This window comes from Exiguobacterium sp. s6 (assembly GCF_018618155.1).
GTDB classification, from domain to species: Bacteria; Bacillota; Bacilli; order Exiguobacteriales; family Exiguobacteriaceae; genus Exiguobacterium; species Exiguobacterium mexicanum_A.
The window spans coordinates 1,525,239-1,546,279 of sequence record NZ_JACSLN010000001.1; the positions used below are offsets into that span (position 1 = coordinate 1,525,239).

Here is a 21,041-nt window from a genome sequence, read left to right on the forward strand (position 1 = left end):
TTGGTGGATGTGGTGGATAAAAAAGTTGATGTATTGATCGTCGGAGCGGGCCCGACCGGACTCACGCTCGGATTGACGTTAGCCAGATATGGGATCTCATTTGAAATCATTGATCGTAAGACGACCCCGTCGAACAATTCCCGGGCCATCGGGATTCAACCGCGAACGATCGAAGTGTTCTCTCGTCTCGATGTCGCCAAGGAAGTACTCGGCCGGGCACGGACCATCGAGAAAGGCAATCTATACTTCTCGGGTCAATGGACGGCCAAACTTGAATTTTCTCGCCTCGTCACGCCGTACCCGTTCGTGACGCTGCTACGCCAAAACGAGACCGAGGCGATTTTAGAGGATGCGTTAAACGGACACGGTCATTCCGTCCAGCGCGGTGAATCGCTCGTCTCGTTGACACATTACCCGTCTCGAGTGCTCGCCCACCTTGAGTCAGATGCATCAAACCGGACGATCGAAGCCAAATACGTCGTCGCGGCCGATGGGGCGAACAGTTCGATTCGCCGGATGCTCGCCCTTCCGTTTAGCGGAAAATCGTTCAAAGAGTCATGGGTGCTCGCCGATATGAAAGCCAAATGGAACATCTCGCGCGAAGAAGTGCATATTTTCTTTTCCGACCGGGGCGTCTTAGAAGTTTTCCCGCTCACGGATGACACGATTCGCATCACAGGGAACCTCGCGAGCGACGAGTCGTTCAATGAGTCGGAACTGCGCAAATTGATTGAACAGCGAAGCCATATGGATGTCGAGATCGACGAAGTTGAGTGGTTCTCGCTCTTCCGGGTCCACAACCGTATGGTCGACTCGTTCATCCACAATCGAGTCATTTTAATGGGAGACGCCGCCCATATCAACTCACCCGTAGGCGGACAAGGGATGAACACCGGCATCGCCGACTCGTTCAACCTCGGGTGGAAGTTGTGGCTTCATTTGAAGGCTGGTGCCCCGTTCCGCGTCGTCGCCTCGTATCGCGACGAACGTGAACACGTGGCTCGTAACGTACTTCAGACGACGAACGTGGCGACTGAGGTGTTACAGACGACGTTGCCTGTCCTCTTGCCGTTCCAAGCGCTCGGCGCCGACGTCTTTACGCGCGTCAACTTGGTCAACCAAAAAATAACGGAACGAATCGCCCAACTGCACTTGTCTTATCCCGGGCATTCCCGAATTCCGTTCTTGCGTGTCACCAAGGGCAAAATCTTCCCGGAGATCGAGATCATCCGTACCGATGACGGGTTGCGCACCAAAATCTCAGAGATTGCGGACGGCCGGTTCCAAGTGCTCATCCTCGACGATGATAAACGTGATGCGACCGCACTCTATGATTATTTGAACGATCATCAATCGTTCTTCCAAATCATCACGCTCTCGAAGACGAGTCGTCCCTTCTTCGACCAAGGCAACGAGCTCGCGAAATCATTGTTCATGAAGCGCGGCGTGCTCGTCATCCGACCGGACGGCTATTTGCTCCATAAACAACGGCACCTGCGCCCTGATTCGTTGCAAGAGACGATGTCCACTTGGCTGCCGACACCATGACAAAAGCTCCACTCGAGATGAGTGGAGCTTTGTTTACGATTGGTTATAATAAAGCGTCCCTGGCTTCGAGAGCGTCAAATCGTAGAACGCCTCAAACGCTTCGATGTCCTCTAACTTGCGGAAATCGACTTTGTCCGTCTCTTCATTCGGAATCGCGACGACGATTCCGTCTTCGGTTTGTTTGATCATCCCGGTCTGCCCGTTATGGATGCGGATGTAGAGCACGTGCTTGTCTTCTAGCAGCGTCACGGCTTCGCGACGCGATTGAATCGTTGTTTTCATCGTCATCCCTCACTTTCTTTTGAGTATACCGGTCTATCGTTGTTGCTTTCAAGCGGTTGCACCCTTAAAATTATGTAAAGAAGGGGTTGAACGCTTTGGATTTGGAAACGCTATTGATTATCGTCTTAGGCATCACATTCGTCGTGCTCGTCTCAATCCGCGCCGTCCGCAACTTACAGTGGGTCCGCTTCGGCGAGGCGTTTGGCAAGCAAGGCGAGGCGCTGCTCGACGACTATACGTATTTGACGGAACAAGGCATCACGTGTCGCGTCGAACACGGCTTGCCGACCGGGCGCCTGTTCCGCCCGCTCGCAAAAAACTTGGACGACCGGGTCGCTTTGTTCGTCCATCGTAAAGATGCAGAACAAGCCCGACAATTATTGAAATGAAAATGGCGCTGAAGCTTCAGCGCCATTTTCATTTATGTACTTGACGCTCCGAGCAATAGTAGGCGATGTGTTTGATTGTCGCCTCCGATAACAGCTCGAGCTTCGTTTTCGCGATGACGTCATCGATCACATCGAACGTATCGGCACAGTTGGCTTTGATGCGTTCGACCTTTAGACGGGATGTCTCAGGGAAAATCAAGAACGACGTGACAGGGACTGCTTGTCCGCATTGCCTCTTCAGGGCGCTCCTGACGTGCTTCGTCATCCGCTCAAGCTCTTCTATCGGATGCGGATAGATGTTTTTCCAACCGAGCGACGTCTCGAGACGACAGTCACGGTTCGTCATATGGACGGCCGACGTCGTCCGATTGATGCGGACTAAAAAGACGCCTTTCGGGCCGACCAATACATAATCGAGCACATCCTCACCAAGCTCGACTTGTTCGATCATCATCCAATCAAACCGGCATGTGTGACGGATAATCTCGACGATCTCGTCCGTGTACGACTTCGGCGGTGCGATGACTTCTTCTTTCGTGCGGAACAAGCCTTTCGTCTGTCGTTTCTCAGGTTCTTTTTTGACGGCCGTCAATACTTGTAACATCTTCTCCACCTCCTCACTTTATTCGCTCGGGCCGACCTGTTTTCCGAAGACGGCCTTTTCTAAATTCGAGATGCGACGCAACATGTCATAGTTCGACGCGACAGGCTGGGCCGGTTTGACCGGTTCTGCTTGTTCGTTCGAACCACGGCGGAGCGACTCGTTCTCTTGGCGCAACCGTTCGATTTCTTTCGTCATCTTCTCATAATCGCGGATGACGACGTCCAAAAACTGGTCGACTTCTTCTTGTGAGTACCCACGAAGGGCGGTCTTGAATTCTTGTTTATAAATGGCTTCGGCTGTTAATTCAGTTTGCATCATTTTCACTCCCAATGTTGTTCCCATTGTTTTTCTTCTTCGATCACGCGTAATTCTTCCTGTGTGATCAAGAATAACTCCATCTGGTGTTTTCGTTTAGCCCCTTCGACGAGAAAGCGTGGGCTTCCTCCCGTCTCTTCGTCATACAGCGTGATTAATCCTGCTGCTTTGTCTAAAAAGAAGGCGGTTTTTGCCCGCAACTGGCTCGGGTCCTCGTAAGGACGCTGGGTCAGTGCTTCAAAAAAGTCGGCCTCGAGCTGCAAACGAATGAACAATTCTTGCTCGTACGGCTTATACTTCTCTTCCATCTGTAAAAAAGGTGGAAATACGGCGATTTTGATTGGATAAGTTTCTCTTAACTCTAACAATACTTCTCCAGCCCATAATTCACAACCGTTCGTGCCACTAAAAATGAACCATTCGGCTCCGAGCTCGATGGCTTCGACAATTTTTCGCTCATACGCTTCCTTGATGATGCCGATACCGGGATGGTCGGCTTTGAAGATGCCGAGCTCATGCGGCCGGTATCCTGTGATGGCGACAACTTTCATGACTGCTTCCTTTCTAGCCGGTTCATCCGGTGCCGAAGCGCCCGCATCTCGGTCAAAGCGGTCTGTCGAAGCACCGTCTCTTTCCGTTCCGCCAAGGCGATGGCCTGTTCGGTATAGATGATGGCCCGATTGATGTCTTTTTCGCGATGTTCGGCGTATTTCGCCAATTCGACGAGCGCCTCGACCGTACCGACTTGTTCGAACAGCGGCAACGCCTGCTCCATCTGATCGGTCCGTTTTAACAGGAGCGCTTGACGCATCAAGGCCCGCTTCGTTGGCTGTTCGAGCCGCTCGTACTCTTGAAGCGCCGCCTCGGCGTTGCCGAGGTCGTTCAACCAGTGCGCCCGTTCTTCACCAAATGGCGTCTCGTCGGCTTCGACGAGATGACAGAGCCGTTTGTAGAGCGAGACGAGGCTTAGACAGTCGGCATGATGGTGTTCGATGACCGGCTGTAAAATATCCGGTTCCCGGTCCTTCACATATTGGAAATAGTGCATCGGGGCCAAGAAGCCGGGCAAGTCGTCCGTCCGGGCGTGACCGAAATGGGCCTCGACCGCTTTGAGCGATACCGATTCGAGCGTCGGTTTCAGCAATCGCCGTGAGGCATGCAACAAATCGACATGGCCGACGGCCGGTAACGCTTTGACTTTCGAGCGGACGAACGTGTGCCGTGTCTTGATTTGGGGCCAGTCGAACGATTTTCCGTTATACGTCACGAAACGAACCTCGTCGCCGATGTCATTCAAGAAGTGATAGTAGAACGCCGTCTCGAACGCGGGATGAGGCAACACGTATTGGATCATCTCGAGATGCTCGTCTTGGAAACGCGCGAATCCGATCAAAAAGATCGAGGTCCCCGATCCGCGGAGCCCAGTCGTCTCGATATCCATGAACAACACCTGCTCGGACGGGACATCGACTTGGAAAAAGGGATGGGTCGATGTCGCGAGCGAAGCTTTGGCGGAACCGAACGTAAAGTCGTGGTACGTCTCGTCGAGCGGATAAATCTGCTTCAAGCGGACACACCACTCTTGTTCGAACGTCAGGATTTCTCCACCTCGGGCCCGCCATTTTGCTTGTTCGACGTCGTCCGGCGTCACGGCCGTTTGTTTCGGTTCATTCGTTTTGATGAGTCGTGATAGTTTTGCTTTCATATCGATCCTTTCAATGCATGCAACTGCTGGACGACCTGCTGTTTGAAATCACCGTACCCAATCATGCCGACGCACCGCGGACAGCCGCTCTCACACGGACAGTCCTCGACCGTACGGATGGCTGCACCCAAGACCTCATCGGCGTCGCGATAAAGTGCCTCGCTCAGTCCGATGCCGCCTGGGTAGCGGTCGTATAAATAGACGGTCGGTTTGTTCGTATGGGTCGCTTTCATTTGAATTGTCGTGAACAAGTCGAGCGTGTCACACATCAAATAGAGCGGGGCGAGCCGCCGCAAGAGATCACTGACCGCTTCGAGCTGATCTTCCATGTCGGCCTCCGAGTAGGCGAACCGTTCGTCGAGCGTGAACCACGTCGCCGTCGTGTGCAGTTCTCGTTCCGGCAAATGAATCGGCCCGGAACCGATATTCTCGTGCGTCCCGAACTTGATTTTCTTGAATAGTGTCGCCATCGCGATGACCGATACTTCTCCAAACGTCTTCACGCCGGTCGTCTTGTTCTCTTCCAACACTTTCAGTTCGACCGCCAAATTGGCGTCCGTATAGTAGTCGACGTCGACACGTCGGACGTAAGCTTTCTTCTCTTCAAAGTCGAGTCGTTCGACTTGATATTGCTCGGCCCCATGTAAATAGATGGCCTCGTCATGCAGTAACGTCATCGCGCTGAACGTATCCATCTCACCGATGACCTGGTTTTTCGCGGTCTGGTCGACGATGACGACATTCTCTTGGTCACTCGTCCGCAGCGAGATGTCATGAGCCGGGAATGCGTCCGTCATCCAATAATATTTATTGGCCCGTTCATGCAAGATGTGGGCGTCCGTCAAGAAATCGAGAATTTCTTCCGTCTCGACCGTGCCGAATCGTTCCCCTTTTGAGAAAGGCAGTTCGAAGGCGGCACATTTCATATGGTCAACGAGAATGATTAAATTGTTCGGGTCGAGACGAGCCGCTTCCGGAGACCGGTCTAAAATCAAATCGGGCTGTTCGACGACGAGTTGATCGAGCGAAGACGACGAGGCGACAAAAATGACGAGCGCCTCGGAATGACGGCGTCCGGCCCGGCCCGCTTGTTGCCACATCGAGGCGACCGTGCCCGGATAGCCGTTCAAGACACACGCCTGCAACTGGCCGATATCGACGCCGAGTTCAAGCGCATTCGTCGAGACGACAGCTTTAATCTCCCCGTTACGGAGCCGACGCTCGATTTCACGACGCTCCGACGGTAAGTAGCCGCCCCGATAGCCAACGATCGATTTTGGTCCGAGCTCGCGCCGCGTCAGTTCTTGTAAATACGTCAACAACACCTCGACCCGTACCCGTGAGCGGGCGAAGACGATCGTCTGAATGTCCGCTTCGACGAGCTTTGAGGCGATCCGCTTCGTCTCGAGCGTGGCGCTCCGACGAATCCCGAGCGCCTCATTGACGACGGGCGGATTGTAGAAAATTAAATGTTTCTTCCCTTGGGGCGCCCCGTTGTTGTCGACAAGGACGACGTCCTCTTCGGTCAACAGTTCAGCCAGCTCGACCGGGTTGGCGATCGTCGCTGACGTCATGATCCATTTCGGATGGCTCCTATAATAGGCACAGATTCGCTTCAAACGACGAAACACGTTGGCGACGTGGCTACCGAATACCCCTCGGTACGTGTGCAACTCGTCGACGACGATATATTCCAAGTTCTCGAACAAGCGAATCCATTTCGTATGATGCGGCAAGATTCCAGAGTGAAGCATATCGGGATTCGTGATGACAATATTGCCGGCGTCCCGTACTTTCGTACGAGCCGCTGGCGCCGTGTCCCCATCGTAAGTGAAACAGCGGAGGTCACCTTCGAGCGCCTCGACCATCTCCATCAAATCACTGTTTTGGTCTTGGGCGAGCGCTTTCGTCGGGTACAGGTAGAGCGCCCGGGCATTCGGTTGTTCAATCATTTTCGATAAAACCGGCAGATTGTAACAGAGCGTCTTCCCGGAAGCGGTCGGGGTGACGATGACCGTCGAGTTGCCTCGAGACGTCTGCTCGATTGCTTCGGCCTGATGGGTGTACAGTTGTTCGATTCCGCGGCCATGCAGCACCCGGACGAGATCTGGCGGGACGCTCGATGGAATCGGCGCATACCGGGCCGGCTTCGCCTCGACCGTGTGCCAATGCGTCACGTTGCCCGAGAAACCCGGGTCGGTCTTGAGCGTCTGAATCATTTCTTCCACGGAACGTTTTTTCCGCATAGAGTTCACCTTCTTTACGATTTCGAAGGTGCGAGACGTTCCACGATAGCCTTGACTTGGCTGATCCGTTCGTCGCGTACGAGCCGGTGGACGGCCGGCAAACGGAGCACGTCCATCGCTTTGAACGAATCGGCGACATGCTCATTTTCTTCTTCGAGACGCGTGATCGCATCGTCAAACAACCGTTGCGTCGACCGTCCGAACAAGACGATGGTATGTAGCTTCGTACACTTCGAGTGGACCGCTTGTAAATGCTTCGTGTAACGCTGCACCGCTTTATGATAATCTTCATGCGTCGCGAGCGCTTGGCGCTTGCCCCGCAGAAGTTCAGGGTAATATGACTCGTCGCCGAGAAACATCGTCTCAACGCCGATCCGTTTCAAATAGGGATGGCCACTGGCCTCGGCCACGGCTTGATCATCAATCAAGCGTCCGAACGGAATCGATTCCTCGAGGAGCAATCGGCCCATCTTCAAGCCATTGACGCCATGTAACGGGATGCCTAAATCATCCTCTTGCAGTCGGTCGATCACAAACAATACTTTCATCTTACGTTTCAATGAGAGTTGTACCATGTGTCACCATCCTATTCGCTTTCTTTTCATTATAGCAAACGAAACAGAAAAACAGGGCGCTGATGTCGCCCTGTTTCCTGTGAGTCAGATTAGTCACGACCACCGTTGCCATTCCCGTTGCCGTTGTTACGGTCATCCGAGTCTGACGTCGATTGACGGCTGACGTCCCCCTCCGAATCCGACTCCCCGTCTGTCTCATCGGTTGTCGGTTCTTCTTCGGTCGGTTCTTCCGTGTTCTCGTCTTCGGTGTTGTTGTCGTTTCCGTTATTCTCATTGTTTTCGTTATTGCCATTGTTCTCGTTGCTCTCACCATCGGTTTGCTCGCCTTCTTCTTCAGGAGGCGTCTCTTCCGTGGCTGGCTCTTCTTCCTCTTCGGCAGCAGGCTCCTCGCTCCGTTCGACCGTGTAGGAAGTTTGGAGCGGGCTCGACTGTTGATCGCCGACGAGCGCGTTCGTCGCGTTGGCGACAATCGTGAACGTCGTCTCCCCTTCACCGAGGCCAGAGATGGCGATGCTCGTGTCTTCAGTCGTCCCGACGACACGCTCGCTACCGTCCGGACGTGTCTCCGTCACGGTGAACGAAAGTCCTTGGTAACCAGCTGCTTCGACTGCTTGCTTGTCGTATGACCACGAGAGCGTACCTGTCTCGCCTGGCACATCGTAGTCAATCGATGCGCCGGTCGGCGCGGCGAGTTTGTCAGGCTGCAAGTCTTTTGGTTTCGTTCCTTTGACGTACAACTCGTTCCCGAGCGAGAGCACCGATTCCGGTTGCTGGAAGCGATCCGGTTGACCCGTCGCTTTCGTCACTTCTTGCATCATATAGTCAAAGTAGAACTGAGCATGATCTTCAGCAAGCGCATCCTTATCAGCTCCTGGTGCTTTTCCGGTCCAAACCGAAATTGAATAGTCGGTCGTATAACCAGTGAACCACTTATCGTTTGGATTTTTATCTTTATCGTTCGTCGTCCCGGTCTTCCCGGCGACGTCATAAGGGAAAGGTTCAGGCACATACGTACCAGTTGACGTGTTGACCACGTCACGGAGCATGTCGGTCAACATGTAGGCCGTATAGTCTTCCATCGCCTGTTTTGCTTTAATCGGCGAGTTGATTGTCGAGCCGTCATTGAATTCAATTTTTTGAATCAAGTGCGGCTTCGTATACATCCCGTTCGTGCCGAGCGCCGCGTAAGCAGCCGCCATTTGTGTCGTGTTCGCTTCTGCTACACCAAGACTGTTTGCCGGCAGAATCTCGTCACCCGCACGCGCCGGCTCGATGCCGACGTTCTCGACGAACGATTCGATCGCCTCCGGACCGAACTCTTCCTTTACTTCATTGAAGGCTCGGACGGCCGGAGTGTTCCCGGAAACCGTCAAGTAATAACGCATCGTATTGGCGCCGCGATACCCTGTGTAATAGTTTCCTGGATTGAATTCATCTTCACCAAACGGTTCATCCATCAAAATTTTCCCAGTCGACCACTGCGCGTTCTCAATCCCCGGACCGTAATCGAAGAACGGTTTCGCCGTCGACCCGATTTGACGTTTCTCGCGCGAATAGTCACGATAGTTCTTATCGCCTTGTTTCGCTTGCTGACTGTCGATAACGGCAACGATTTCACCCGTCTTCGTGTTCAACACGGTCGCTCCCATGAGAAGATCTTCTGGGAACGTCTCAGTCTGAAGGTTGACGTTGTCGTTCTTAATATCGTTATTGAACTTCGTATGCAAATCTTTATTGATTGACGTATACACTTTCAATCCCGTCCCGTAAATGTCGGCCTGCTCGAGACCGTAGTCTTCCTCGAGCTCAGCTTGGACGCGAGCGTAAATAGAGCGCGTGTACGTCTCTTCTTCTGTTTCTTCACCTGGCGAGATGACGTCCGCGATCTCGACGTCGAGCGCCTGGTTGTATTCTTCTTCCGTGATATGACCGTCACGCTTCATCGCTGAGAGCACTTGCTCTTGACGATAACGCGTCAGTTCCTGGTCCCCGTTGATCGGGTCATAGGCACTCGGACGTTGCGGGAGACCCGCCAAAATGGCCGCCTCTTGGTAATTCACTTCTGAGACCGGCTTATTGAAGTAGCGTTTCGATGCCGTTTGGACACCATATCCGCCTGTACCGTAATAGTTCTTATTCAAGTACATCTCGAGAATCTGCTCTTTCGTGTACTCGCGCTCAAGTTTGATGGCGAGCCACTGTTCTTGCAGCTTCCGCTTCAATTTCTTGTCGGTCGACAAGAACGATTGTTTGACGAGCTGTTGCGTGATCGTCGAACCACCTTCGGCCCCGAAGCCGTCCGTCAAGTTCGCGACCACGGCGCCGCCGATACGGCGCAAGTCAATCCCGTTATGTTCATAGAAGCGACGGTCCTCGATCGAGATGACCGCTTGTTGCATCACTTCTGAAATTTCATCGATGGAGACATACTCCCGAATTTGTCCGCTTCCTTCGAGCGGTTCGCCTTCAGCTGATAATAGTTGGATCGGATACGTATCGACCAACTTCTCTTCATCGAGCGGCGGTGCCGTCGCGATCGCATACGCAGTGTATGCGGCGCCGGCGATGACGCCGATAATGAATAAAATCCCTAAAATCGTTAAAATGCGTCGAAACTTCGACTTCTTCGTTTTTTGTTTCGGCTTTTTGGCCGCTGGTTTACGTTTATTGCTCGTCGTATCTTGTCGACGTGCCATCCGACTTCGTTCCATTCACGCTTCACTCCTTCTATTTCAATCGAGCCACGCCTCAATCGCCGTCAAATAATCGACGGCGGGCATCGCCCGGGTTGGGACTTCAATTGCTTCTTGCTCGATATAGGAGAGCGGAATCGACTTCCGTCCCGATTCGCGCTGTTCCCACCAAACTAATAATTGCTCCGTTGATAACACATATTGCGTATTATAGCGGCTAAACCGAATGATGACAAAACAAACCCCTCCATGCCGCTCGCACTCACGCATGTGGTTGATTTGGTGGTCGTGGAAGTTTCCGAGTGGAAATGACGTCTTATTGTTCGTCTCTTTCGCCTCGAAATCGATGTACTTCCCGCGATACACCCCGTTATAATCGGTCGTCGACGCTTGCTTGAAATACGCCTCGGTCACTTTCGCCGCGCTCCGTTTCGGGTAATCGACTTTCACGATTTGCAGCGGTGTCGGCTTCTTATGGATGACCGCTCGTCCATGGAGTCGGTAAAACTCATTCGTGTCGTTCAGCAGCGTCTCAAGGTTCATGCCTCGATTCGCATACGTCTGCGGATTAGAGCGGACCGGCGTTGCCGCAGGTTTCGGCTTTTTCCCGTTCGGATAATGGAACAATGTCGTCACCCCTAGTCTCTAGTTTAACAGGTTGGTCCAGCCGTTCCTTCCGTCTGAAGTCTGATTGTCGAGTTCTGTCGCTCGACTCCTGTGTGGATTTTCCGCAATCCATATCGTACCAAACTCCCGTATGTTAAACTAGTAGGTAGTTCATTGTGTAGTCAAATTGACACGACCTTGTTACGGAAGAGCTATTTATTTTTCTGAAATAAGTCTTCTACTTATTAGCCATAATCAAGACAGATTAAACGCAGATTGACGTAAGTTTGAAAAAGTGCGCAATAAGCAATGTAAACCAAGGTTGGAAAACAATTAGCAGGCTCGCTGAGATAAACAGTTGAGCCATGGTTGGAGGAGTAAGATGGAAACACAAAAGAAGTATGTCATGTTCGTCGATGAGACGGGCACGCCAAAAGGAAATACCCAGTTCAACCTCACCGGCGTATTGATGGAATACAAATATGCAATCGATGCCGACGAGGCCGGGATGCCGTGCGAGTTGAAGCGCCGGTTACATGCCTTCAAACGCGACGTGTTCAAGACGGAGAATATCCCGCTCCATTTAAAAGAGATTTTAAAGGCCGAGCATCCGTATGGAAAAGAGGATGGCATCACGATCGATATGCTTCGTGACTTTTGGAACAAGTTGCCGGACTTCCTACGCGATATCAACTGTACAATCATCAGCGTCGAGGTCGATAAACAAAAACTTCACGACTTCTATTCAACGCCGAAAGATCCGTACGTCGTCGCCTTCGCCCACTTGATGAAATCGTTTTATGCATTCTTAGAAGAGACGGAAGCGGTCAGCGCCCGTGTCGTCTTGGAGTCGCGAGACGACTATCAAAACTTGCTCATCCAAAAAGCGTTCTTCGATATCTTCAATTCAGGGACGGTCCATCTTGACGTCGAGAAGAGCCGACAAAAGATTAAAGGTTTCATCTTCTCGGAGAAACAGAACACCATCTATCAGTCTGGGCTTGAAATCGCTGACCTCGTCTGTCTCCCGCTCTCGCGCGTACGTCGCGGCGTCATCGAAGTGAAACCACGGTTCGTCCATTATGGGGATGAGAACCGGATCTTCAAAGCCATCAAGGACAAGATTTACATTCGTAAAGAAAGTCCTGACCAAGATTTCCGTAACTGGGGATTCAAAAAAGTACCGATCACGAAAAAACGCCGCGAATGGAGCGACCATCCGTGGAACCATTAAAAAACTGCCTTGCCGAAGCTTCGGCAAGGCAGTTTTTTGATTAACGCAAACCTGGAAGTGTCTCCCGCAAACGACCGAGCGCATTGAGTCCGGCCAGGAACGGTAGGACGGCCACAAGCCCGATCGCCCAATCGATGGACAATATGTCGGTCAACACCCCGGCAAAGATGGCCCCGAACGCATAGCCGCTGTCGCGCCAAAACCGATAGACGCCCATTGCTGAGGCGCGCCAATATGGCTCGGCGACGTCACTGATCGAGGCTTGGAGCGTCGGATAGACCATTGCCGTCCCGATGCCGAGCATGACCGCGGCGAGCACCCATTGCCAATAGTCGGACATGACAAGAATCGCCCAAAGCGAACCGGCCTGGACCCACATCCCGGCGACGATCAATCCTTTGCGTCCGATGCGATCGCTCCATACCCCGGTGAACAGTTGGAAGAAGCCCCACGCCGCCGGATAGACCGCCACGATTAATCCGACTTCAGCTAGACTGAGCACTTGTGCGGCAAAATAAATCGGGAACAAGCCCCATGCCATGCCGTCTTTCAGATTGGTCGACAGACCGGCCACCGTCAGAGTCGAGAGCGAGCGGTCTTTCCAAGTCGTCGTCATAAATACGTCTCTCGCGGAACGTGTTTTCTCAGACCCGCTCGTCGGTTGGAGCTGTACCTGATTCGTCGTATCGCGGACGAACAATGATAACCCGAGACCGATGAATGCGACGAGGACGCCGATATAAAACGGTTCCGGCCGACTGCCGTACGTGACGGCAATCATCCCAGAGACGGCGGCCATCACGGCGACACCGACATAACCGGCGAATTCATTCAGTCCGACCGCGAGCCCCCGCTCCGTCGGTTTAGCCAAATCAATCTTCATATTGACCGTCATCGACCACGTCAGTCCTTGGTTAATCCCAAGCAAGACGTTCGCCACGATGATCATCCACCAGGCCGGGGCCAACATGACGAGCACGGGGACGAATACCCCGATCCCCCAGCCGAAGACGAGCACTTTCTTGCGCCCGAATCGATCGGCGATGGCTCCTGCGAAGTAATTGACGACAGCCTTCGAGAACCCAAAGCTGATGATGAATGATAGTGCCGCACTCGTCGAGACGAGACCGAAGTCCTCTTCTCCGATGATGGGCAAGATCGTCCGTTCGAGGCCGACCATCGACCCAACGAAAAAGTTCGTCACGACGAGCAAGATGAAGTTCATTTGATTTTCTTTTATTCCAATCCGGGTTTCACCCATATACATCCTCCTTGCCGATTGCTAACTGGATTGAGTATACCAAAAAATACCCCCCTGCGTATAAAAAGCGTCTTCCTGATCATTGTAATCAGGAAGACGCTTGTTCATTGTCCGGTCGCTTGCTTGGACTTCATTCGTTTCTTGCCTTCGCGGCACATGTGCAACAGCGGACATGTCTCGCAGGCAGGACGTTGCGCTTTACAATGGTAACGTCCGAAAAAGATGAACTGATGATGGAGCTGAGACCATTCTTCGCGTGGGAACTTCTTCATGAGCGTGTCCTCGACTTGACGGACGTTGTCTTTCCAACGACAAATCCCGAGCCGTTTCGAGACGCGCTCTACGTGTGTGTCGACGGCGAACGCCGGTTCATGAAACGCGACGGACAAGACGACGTTCGCCGTCTTCCGTCCAACGCCAGGCAATGCCTCGAGCGATTCGCGGTCCGACGGAACGATTCCGTTATGACGTTCCACGATTTGCATCGACAGCGCCTTCACGTTTTTCGCCTTGTTCCGATAGAGACCGATGCGCTTGATTAACGCCTCGATGTCGGCGACGTCTGCCGCGGCCATCGATTCGACGGTCGGATAGGCCTCGAACAGACCAGGCGTCACTTTGTTGACGAGTGCATCCGTCGCCTGCGCCGATAACGCCACGGCCACGACCAGCTCGAACGGGTTGCGGTGCGTCAACTCACAGTGGGCGTCCGGGAACATACGGCGCATCTCGTCCGACACTTCGTTCAATTGGGCTCTCGTCAACATCACTTTTTCCTCCGTTGATAATCGACGAGGTCCTCGAGCGACTCGACGTTATGGTCTTGCCACACCCGGAGGATCTTGTCCATATATTTGAAGTTCCGTACGTTGCGTAGTTTTGCTTCCCGAAGCGCGGCCATGATCAGCTCTTCGCTGAAGCCGTCCTCGGTCAACCAGCCGACAATCTGCTCGATCTCAAATGGAGTGATTGTCCCGAACTCGCGCTCAAACGTATGAATGATGTTCTCATTCAACGAATGGGCCGATTTTTCAGGTGCCGCCCCTTCCTCGAGCGCCAAGAACAATGGAAGCAGACTGTATCGTTCGACCTCGGCCGACGCGTCGATGGCGATCAACTCTTTTTGGAGCAGGCCGAGCAACACGGCGCGGGCCTCGCTCTCGGCCACGTTCATCCGGTCCCCGAGCTCACTCGGAAGCGGCATCTCGATGCCTTCCCCAATCATTTCAAGCAGATGGATGACGAGATTGAACTCGACCGGCGTCAAGTTGAGGCGACGTGCCTCGGTGAACAGTTTCCTCGGAACGACGACTGGATTTTGTTCGAACAGCTTGATTATATTATGTGCATCCATGTCGCACATCCTTTCTAGACAAATCAATCGGGGAAGACAAAGTCATCCCCGATCGGCGATTATGGGTGAATGCGGTTCAAGAGACGTGGGAACGGGATCGCTTCGCGGATATGCTCGATACCGCTAATCCAAGCAACCGTCCGCTCAAGGCCGAGGCCGAAGCCAGAATGCGGGACCGACCCGTATTTACGGAGTTCGAGATACCAGTCGTACGCGTCCGTCTCATCAAGACCTTCTTTGATGATTTCTTCTTTCAAGCGGTCGTAGTCGTCTTCACGCTGCGAGCCGCCGATGATTTCGCCGTAACCTTCCGGCGCGATCAAATCGGCACAAAGGACGAGTTCCGGGTTCTCCGGGTCGACTTTCATATAGAACGGTTTGATGTCTTTCGGCCAATGGGTGATGAACACCGGGAGGTCATGCGCGTTGGCGATGGCCGTCTCGTGCGGTGCACCGAAATCGTCACCATACTCGATGTCGTCGAAACCTTCCTCTTTCAAGAACTTGATCGCATCCGTATAACGGACGCGCGGGAACGGTGCTTGAACTTTTTCAAGTTTTGACAAGTCACGTCCGAGCAGTTCCAATTCGTTGCGGCAGTTCTCAAGTGCCGACTTGGCGATGTATGAGACGTAACGCTCTTGGAGCTCGAGGCTCATGTCGTGGTCGAAGAACGCCATCTCTGGCTCGATCATCCAGAATTCGATCAAGTGACGGCGCGTCTTCGATTTTTCGGCCCGGAACGTCGGTCCGAACGAGAATACTTTCCCGAGTGCCATCGCTGCGGCTTCCATATAAAGTTGGCCCGTTTGCGATAAGTAGGCCGGCTGTCCGAAATAATCTGTCTCGAACAATTCCGTCGTGCCTTCCGGTGCGCTCGACGTGATGATCGGTGGATCGATCTTCACGAACCCTTCTTGGTTGTAGAACTCGTACGTCGCCCGGATCAACTCGTTACGGACTTTCATGATCGCGTGCTGACGACGCGAGCGGAGCCAAAGGTGACGGTTGTCCATTAAGAACTCTGTCCCGTGCTCTTTCGGTGTGATTGGGTAGTCGACCGACTCCGCGATCACTTCCATGTCCGTCACCTCGAGTTCGAACCCGAGCGGCGTGCGACCACCGTCCGATTTGACGGTACCGGTCACCCAGACCGATGTCTCTTGTGTTACGCCTTTGGCGAGGGCAAACAAATCTTCTGCCACATCGGCTTTGACGACGACCGCTTGGGCAAAGCCGCTCCCGTCACGAAGTTGAAGGAACGCGATCTTTCCGCTCGAACGTTTGTTGGCGATCCAAGCTCCGACCCGGACCGTCTGGCCTTCATAGTCTTTAAATTGGCTGATTGAAATAGTTGTCATGTTCATATCCATCCTTTCGCTTATCGAGCGTTACGTGTAATGAAGTCTTCCACTCGATCGAGCGCTTCTAGTACTCGTTTTAATTCTGTTGCATATGACAAGCGGACGTAGTCGTCCTGACCAAAACCTGAACCCGGGACGAGGGCGACGTACGCTTCACCGAGGACGGCCTCGCACCACGCATCGACCGAGTCGTAACCGCTCATCGTGGCCGCTTCTTTGGCGTTGGCATATAAGTAAAATGCGCCTTGTGGCTTCAAGCATGTGATTCCTGGAATCGCAATGAGTCGTTCATAGACGATCTCGAGTCGTTCAGCGAACGAGACACGCATCATCTCGACGTCATCTTGTGGTCCATTGTAGGCTTCGACCGCCGCAGCTTGCGCGATCGACGTCGGGTTCGATGTCGAGTGCGACGCGAGGTTCGTCATCGCCTCGATGATCGTCTTGTCACCGACCGCATAGCCGATGCGCCATCCCGTCATCGCATGCGACTTCGAGACACCGTTGATGATAATCGTCCGTTCCCGCATGTCAGGAAGCGTCGCGATGGAGACGAACTCCGCCTCACCGTAAACGAGTTTCTCATAAATCTCGTCACTGACGACGAGCAGATCATGCCGTTTGACGACGTCCGCAAGCGCCGAGAGTTCAGATTTTGTATAAATCATGCCGGTCGGGTTCGATGGGCTGTTCAAGATGACCGCCTTCGTCCGATCCGTGATGGCCGCCTCGAGCAGCTCCGGCGTCAGTTTGAACATCGTCGTCTCGTTCGTGTCGACGTAGACCGGAACCCCGTCAGCCAGCTTCACTTGCTCCGGATAACTGACCCAATATGGTACCGGAATGATGACCTCGTCCCCTTCATCTAAAATCGCTTGGAACAGCGCATAGAGGGCGTGTTTCGCACCGGAAGCGACCATGACCTCTGGACGTGTGAACGTCAAGTTGCTGTCGCGTTTCGTCTTTTCGATGATCGCGTCTTTGAGTGCGACCGTCCCGCCAGATGGGGTATACTTCGTGTCGCCATCGCGTGCGGCCTGACAGGCTGCCTCGATGATGCGTTCAGGCGTATTGAAGTCCGGCTCACCGGCCCCTAGCCCGATCACGTCTTGACCCGACGCTTTTAACGCTTTCGCTTTCGCCGTGATGGCGAGTGTCGTTGAAGGTGTCAACTGCTTTACACGTTGTGCCAATAGATGTTCCATTGAGATCCCCCTCTAGTTTCGTCAAGGCGAGTCCGTCAATTGGACCCGTCGAATGAATTCGCCCGCTTGGAGCGTATAGTACGAGTACGTGTAAGACGTGCCCGCTTTTGTCACGACTTCGATCAATGCCCGTTCATCGAAGCCATATTTACAGCTGACGAGCGTACCGCCGATCTCTGCGACCGAATCGGCACAGATTTGTTCTGAGTCGACCGTTGCGATGTCCCGTGTCTCGATTGGCAACTTGTCGTCGACCGGCACGAACTGGACCCGATCCGTCTCCTCGAAGACGACATACGGTTCTGTCCCGTTAAACAGTTCGGCCCGTTCAATCGAGACGGACGGTTGCTCGTCGACGAGTCGCTCGCGCGCTTCCTCGATCATTTTCTCTTTCGTCCGCTCGGTGTGGCCGACCGTGAACCAATAAATGCCACTAAATACGATGACGACACCGATGAGTGCCGTCATGAACGCAATCACTACTTTTGTCTTCCGTGTCATTCCGTCCGATAGATGGTGAACACCATCTCTTCTTTCTTCGGATCATTCACTTTTTTCTCTAAAGCAAGACCGAACATTAAATCTTGGCTCTTCAACGTACGATTCAACAAGTCGACGATTTTGTAGACGTCTGCCGTCGGCTCGATTCGAACCGTCGCCAACGTCTCAATATTCGAATTCATGATTACTCCTCCTTCAAAAAACACTATACCCATTATTATAAAGCGATAATTTCACGATGCCTAGCGTTATCTCTGATTTCCTAACCCGGTCTTCTCTTTCTCGTCTAAAAACAGCTCAAGTTCAGCGAGGGCGGTCTCGAGCGGTCCGTCAATTCGATCGACGGACGGTAGACTGTTGATGAACTGCTTGCCATAACGCGTTGTCTCGACGCGACGGTCGAAGACGAAGATGGCGCCGTAATCCTCTTTCGAACGAATCAGGCGACCGACCCCTTGCTTGAAGCGGATGACCGCTTGCGGAAGCGATAGTTCAAAGAAAGACGATTTACCGGTCGCCTCGATTTTCTCGGACCGAGCCTGCATGACCGGCTGGTCGGGCGGCGCGAACGGAAGCCGGACGATGATGAGGCAGGTGAGTGCCTCGCCCGGAATATCGACCCCTTCCCAAAAACTTGCCGTTCCGAACAAAATCGACTGGTCGATCCGTTTGAACTGTTTCGTCAAGCGGCTTCGCGATCCGCCGCTGACGCCTTGGGCGAGGAGCGTGTACGCCTCATCCAATTGGTCTTTGACAGCCTCGTGCGTCAAACGCAACAGTTCGTTCGACGTGAACAAGACGAGCATCCGTCCTTTCGTCACGTTGGCGATTTGGGCGATCGAGTCCGCGATCTGCTCGACGAACCGCGGCAACGGAACTTCGTTGATGAGCGGGATATCGGACGGGACGAACAGTTTCGCTTGCTTCTTGAAATCAAACGGGGACGCCAGGACGACGCGGCGAACGTTTTCCCCATCGAGTCCGAGACGCCGCTCGATGAAGCCGAATCGTCCTGAGACGGTCATCGTCGCCGACGTCAGGATGGTCGGCCGTTTGGCGAACAGCCGCTCATGCAGGAGCGGTCCGATCTCGACCGGCTGGGTGTACACCGAGGTCAACTTGCGATTAGCCAGATTGAGCTCAACCCAACTGACGGCATCGTCGTCTCGCGTGAGCATCGTCTCGTAGAGGACGCTCTCGATATCGCGCACGTCGCCGATGAACGCCTTCAAATCACCGAGCACGGCCCGTTGTTTGAACGTCATATGCTCTTTATGCTCATCGAGGAGACGGTGCAGTTGTCGCAATGTCGTCCGTAACGTGCGCAGTCGGTCCTCGAGCCGTTTCGCCACTTCACGAATCGGTCGGAACGGTTCCCCTTCCCGCTCGAAGCGGACGGTTTGACGTTGCTCCCGCTTTTTCCCGAGCGACTGGAGCGCCGTGAGCAAATCGTTCAGCTCATCGTCGACGCGGGCGAGTGCTTGATCGGTCGCTTTGCTAAACGCCTCCGCCTCTTCCGAGACGGACGTCAAATCGGCGAGCCCGAGCACGCGCGAATGAAACTTGCCGTCGGCACCGTAGCCGAACCATTTGAACAAGCGGTCAAATTGAATCGCGTCAAACGTGACTCCGAAGTGATGCGACGCGACTTCCTCGACTTGATGCGCCTCGTCCAAGACGAGTGGCGTATCGGTCGGGAGAATCCCAGCCTGGTGTTGCAAATCAGAGAACAACAAAGCATGGTTCGTCACGATGATATCGGCCTCTTTCGAGCGCAAGACGGCCCGGGTGAAGAAGTCACGGCTATACCAAGGGTCGAAGCGACCGAAGTCAGAGGCTGCATCGGCCTGGATCAGCCGTTTGAACGAGGCCGGCCCTTGTGACGCCGCACCGGGCAATGACAACTCTTCCAAGTCCCCCGTCTCGGTCTCGGTCAACCAGACGAGGACCATCGCCTTGCACATCGCCGGGAGCAGCCCGTCATTCGTTTCTTCGAGAATCATCTCGAACTTTCGGAGGTCGATGTAGTTGCGTCTCCCTTTCAAAAGTGTGAACTCGATTTCAGGGAAAATCGCTTTTAAGATTGGTAAATCTCGATTCAACAACTGTTCTTGCAACTGAATCGTATGTGTGCTGACGACGACCGGGCGCTTCGTCTCGAGGGCGTGGTGTGCGCTCGGAATCAAATACGCCAATGTCTTTCCGGTCCCCGTACCCGCCTCGATCAACAGCGTCGCCTCGTCGTCGAGCGCCTTATAGACGTGTCGCATCATCTCGAACTGACTTTGACGCGGTTCAAATTGACCGAATAGTGCCGGAAGCGTCTCTTCGATCGTCCGGTGAAGAAACGGCTCGAACGGTTCGCGTTCGACAGCGGGTTCGAACGTATCGACGAGACGTCGGAGTGCGATTTTCCGATGAATATCGAACGTCGTCTCATCGTCGGCTCGGATCCCAACCTCAAGAATCAACTCGTCGAGGAGCGGTTCGACGTTGCTCGTCCATGACTCGGACAGGCGTCGTAACTGTTGTAACGTCACGAGTGGCAAGGCGCGCAACCGTTCAATCAAACGAATGAACAGTTCCGCCGTCGCCTCGGCATCGCTGAGCGCCCGGTGCGCGTCAGTATGCACGAGATCAAACGTCTCGGCGAGCGACTCGAGCGCATGGCTCTCAAGCGTCGGGTATAAGATCCGGGCCAGCTCGACCGTATCGATCGCTCGCCCTTGGAACGGCAAGTACCCGGCTTGCTCGAGGCTTTCATTTAAAAAATTCAAATCGAAAGACACGTTGTGGGCGACGAATATTCGCCCATCGAGCATCTTCCATATATCTGGGATCACTTCCTCAAACGTCGGGGCTTCTGCCACGTCTTGGTTCGTGATCGTCGTCAACTGCGTGATAAAAGGCGGGATTGGGCGACTCGGGCGAATCAAGGTACTGTAGCGCTCAATCACTTCACTCCCTTGAACGACCACCGCCGCAAATTCAATCAGTTCGTCGCCGGACTTGACGGAATGACCAGTCGTCTCCAAATCCACTATCACATAGGTGTCCATAACATCCATCCCATCTTCGGCACGCTCGTGCTTTCTGTCTGTCTCATCTTACCATAGAACGATACACGAAAAAACGGGGATGCCTCTATCGGACATCCCC

General features: G+C 53.5%; 20 protein-coding genes. 3 read left to right on the forward strand and 17 right to left on the reverse strand.

Going from position 1 to position 21,041, the window contains the following annotated elements; genetic code table 11:
- Nucleotides 1-9: 9 nt before the first annotated feature.
- Nucleotides 10-1,548 carry an FAD-dependent monooxygenase gene (locus KNP75_RS07900; protein WP_235420188.1) on the forward strand — a complete coding sequence of 513 codons (1,539 nt, stop codon included), beginning with the start codon at nucleotides 10-12 and terminating at the stop codon, nucleotides 1,546-1,548.
- Between the two features lie 33 nt (nucleotides 1,549-1,581).
- On the opposite strand, the gene KNP75_RS07905 is transcribed toward KNP75_RS07900, so the two are convergent.
- On the reverse strand, nucleotides 1,582-1,830 hold the full coding sequence (locus tag KNP75_RS07905; RefSeq protein WP_215190177.1) for a hypothetical protein: 249 nt from the start codon (nucleotides 1,828-1,830) through the stop codon (nucleotides 1,582-1,584).
- Nucleotides 1,831-1,925: 95 nt separating this feature from the next.
- Here KNP75_RS07905 and KNP75_RS07910 point away from each other — a divergent pair, with 95 nt between their 5' ends.
- Nucleotides 1,926-2,219, forward strand: a complete 294-nt coding sequence (locus KNP75_RS07910) for a hypothetical protein (RefSeq protein WP_235420186.1) — start codon at nucleotides 1,926-1,928, stop codon at nucleotides 2,217-2,219.
- A 28-nt stretch (nucleotides 2,220-2,247) separates the two neighbouring features.
- Here KNP75_RS07910 and KNP75_RS07915 read toward each other — a convergent pair whose 3' ends face one another.
- The 8 genes from KNP75_RS07915 to recU form a co-directional block, all read right to left on the reverse strand.
- On the reverse strand, nucleotides 2,248-2,823 hold the full coding sequence (locus KNP75_RS07915) for a nuclease-related domain-containing protein (protein WP_215190178.1): 576 nt from the start codon (nucleotides 2,821-2,823) through the stop codon (nucleotides 2,248-2,250).
- A gap of 18 nt (nucleotides 2,824-2,841) precedes the next feature.
- Nucleotides 2,842-3,138, reverse strand: a complete 297-nt coding sequence (gene gpsB, locus KNP75_RS07920; protein ID WP_034777365.1) for a cell division regulator GpsB — start codon at nucleotides 3,136-3,138, stop codon at nucleotides 2,842-2,844.
- A 5-nt stretch (nucleotides 3,139-3,143) separates the two neighbouring features.
- Nucleotides 3,144-3,689 carry an SLOG family protein gene (locus KNP75_RS07925; RefSeq protein WP_034777364.1) on the reverse strand — a complete coding sequence of 182 codons (546 nt, stop codon included), beginning with the start codon at nucleotides 3,687-3,689 and terminating at the stop codon, nucleotides 3,144-3,146.
- Nucleotides 3,686-4,843 (reverse strand): ribonuclease H-like domain-containing protein, encoded by a 1,158-nt coding sequence (locus KNP75_RS07930; RefSeq protein ID WP_215190179.1) that lies wholly within the window; start codon nucleotides 4,841-4,843, stop codon nucleotides 3,686-3,688. Before KNP75_RS07930 ends, KNP75_RS07925 begins: the two co-directional genes overlap by 4 nt.
- Nucleotides 4,840-7,089 (reverse strand): DEAD/DEAH box helicase, encoded by a 2,250-nt coding sequence (locus tag KNP75_RS07935; RefSeq protein ID WP_215190180.1) that lies wholly within the window; start codon nucleotides 7,087-7,089, stop codon nucleotides 4,840-4,842. Before KNP75_RS07935 ends, KNP75_RS07930 begins: the two co-directional genes overlap by 4 nt.
- A 14-nt stretch (nucleotides 7,090-7,103) precedes the next feature.
- Complete coding sequence (locus KNP75_RS07940; protein ID WP_251128214.1) at nucleotides 7,104-7,664, reverse strand: hypothetical protein; 561 nt, start codon at nucleotides 7,662-7,664, stop codon at nucleotides 7,104-7,106.
- 89 nt (nucleotides 7,665-7,753) lie between these two features.
- Nucleotides 7,754-10,375 (reverse strand): transglycosylase domain-containing protein, encoded by a 2,622-nt coding sequence (locus KNP75_RS07945; RefSeq protein WP_215190181.1) that lies wholly within the window; start codon nucleotides 10,373-10,375, stop codon nucleotides 7,754-7,756.
- 21 nt (nucleotides 10,376-10,396) lie between these two features.
- On the reverse strand, nucleotides 10,397-10,993 hold the full coding sequence (gene recU, locus KNP75_RS07950; RefSeq protein ID WP_084592793.1) for a Holliday junction resolvase RecU: 597 nt from the start codon (nucleotides 10,991-10,993) through the stop codon (nucleotides 10,397-10,399).
- Nucleotides 10,994-11,345: 352 nt separating this feature from the next.
- On the opposite strand from recU, the gene KNP75_RS07955 reads away from it, so the two are divergent.
- Complete coding sequence (locus KNP75_RS07955; protein ID WP_034777355.1) at nucleotides 11,346-12,197, forward strand: DUF3800 domain-containing protein; 852 nt, start codon at nucleotides 11,346-11,348, stop codon at nucleotides 12,195-12,197.
- 40 nt (nucleotides 12,198-12,237) lie between these two features.
- Here KNP75_RS07955 and KNP75_RS07960 read toward each other — a convergent pair whose 3' ends face one another.
- The 8 genes from KNP75_RS07960 to dinG all read right to left on the reverse strand — a co-directional run bounded on the left by KNP75_RS07960 (nucleotide 12,238) and on the right by dinG (nucleotide 20,941).
- Nucleotides 12,238-13,458 carry an MFS transporter gene (locus KNP75_RS07960; protein ID WP_215190182.1) on the reverse strand — a complete coding sequence of 407 codons (1,221 nt, stop codon included), beginning with the start codon at nucleotides 13,456-13,458 and terminating at the stop codon, nucleotides 12,238-12,240.
- Nucleotides 13,459-13,562: 104 nt separating this feature from the next.
- Nucleotides 13,563-14,225 (reverse strand): endonuclease III, encoded by a 663-nt coding sequence (gene nth / locus KNP75_RS07965; protein ID WP_034777352.1) that lies wholly within the window; start codon nucleotides 14,223-14,225, stop codon nucleotides 13,563-13,565.
- Entirely contained in the window at nucleotides 14,225-14,812 is a 588-nt protein-coding gene (locus KNP75_RS07970; RefSeq protein ID WP_034777350.1) for a DnaD domain-containing protein, read from the reverse strand. The genes nth and KNP75_RS07970 overlap by 1 nt, the downstream gene beginning before the upstream one ends.
- 59 nt (nucleotides 14,813-14,871) lie before the next feature.
- Nucleotides 14,872-16,173, reverse strand: coding sequence for an asparagine--tRNA ligase (gene asnS / locus KNP75_RS07975; RefSeq protein WP_034777348.1), 1,302 nt, complete (start codon nucleotides 16,171-16,173; stop codon nucleotides 14,872-14,874).
- 20 nt (nucleotides 16,174-16,193) lie between these two features.
- Nucleotides 16,194-17,381 (reverse strand): pyridoxal phosphate-dependent aminotransferase, encoded by a 1,188-nt coding sequence (locus tag KNP75_RS07980; RefSeq protein ID WP_215190183.1) that lies wholly within the window; start codon nucleotides 17,379-17,381, stop codon nucleotides 16,194-16,196.
- Nucleotides 17,382-17,402: 21 nt separating this feature from the next.
- Entirely contained in the window at nucleotides 17,403-17,861 is a 459-nt protein-coding gene (locus KNP75_RS07985; protein WP_353049024.1) for a hypothetical protein, read from the reverse strand.
- 17 nt (nucleotides 17,862-17,878) lie between these two features.
- A complete protein-coding gene (locus KNP75_RS07990; RefSeq protein ID WP_016509977.1) occupies nucleotides 17,879-18,064 on the reverse strand; it encodes a YpmA family protein in 186 nt (61 codons plus the stop codon).
- Between the two features lie 66 nt (nucleotides 18,065-18,130).
- A complete protein-coding gene (dinG, locus tag KNP75_RS07995; RefSeq protein ID WP_214752775.1) occupies nucleotides 18,131-20,941 on the reverse strand; it encodes an ATP-dependent DNA helicase DinG in 2,811 nt (936 codons plus the stop codon).
- Nucleotides 20,942-21,041: the final 100 nt, after the last annotated feature.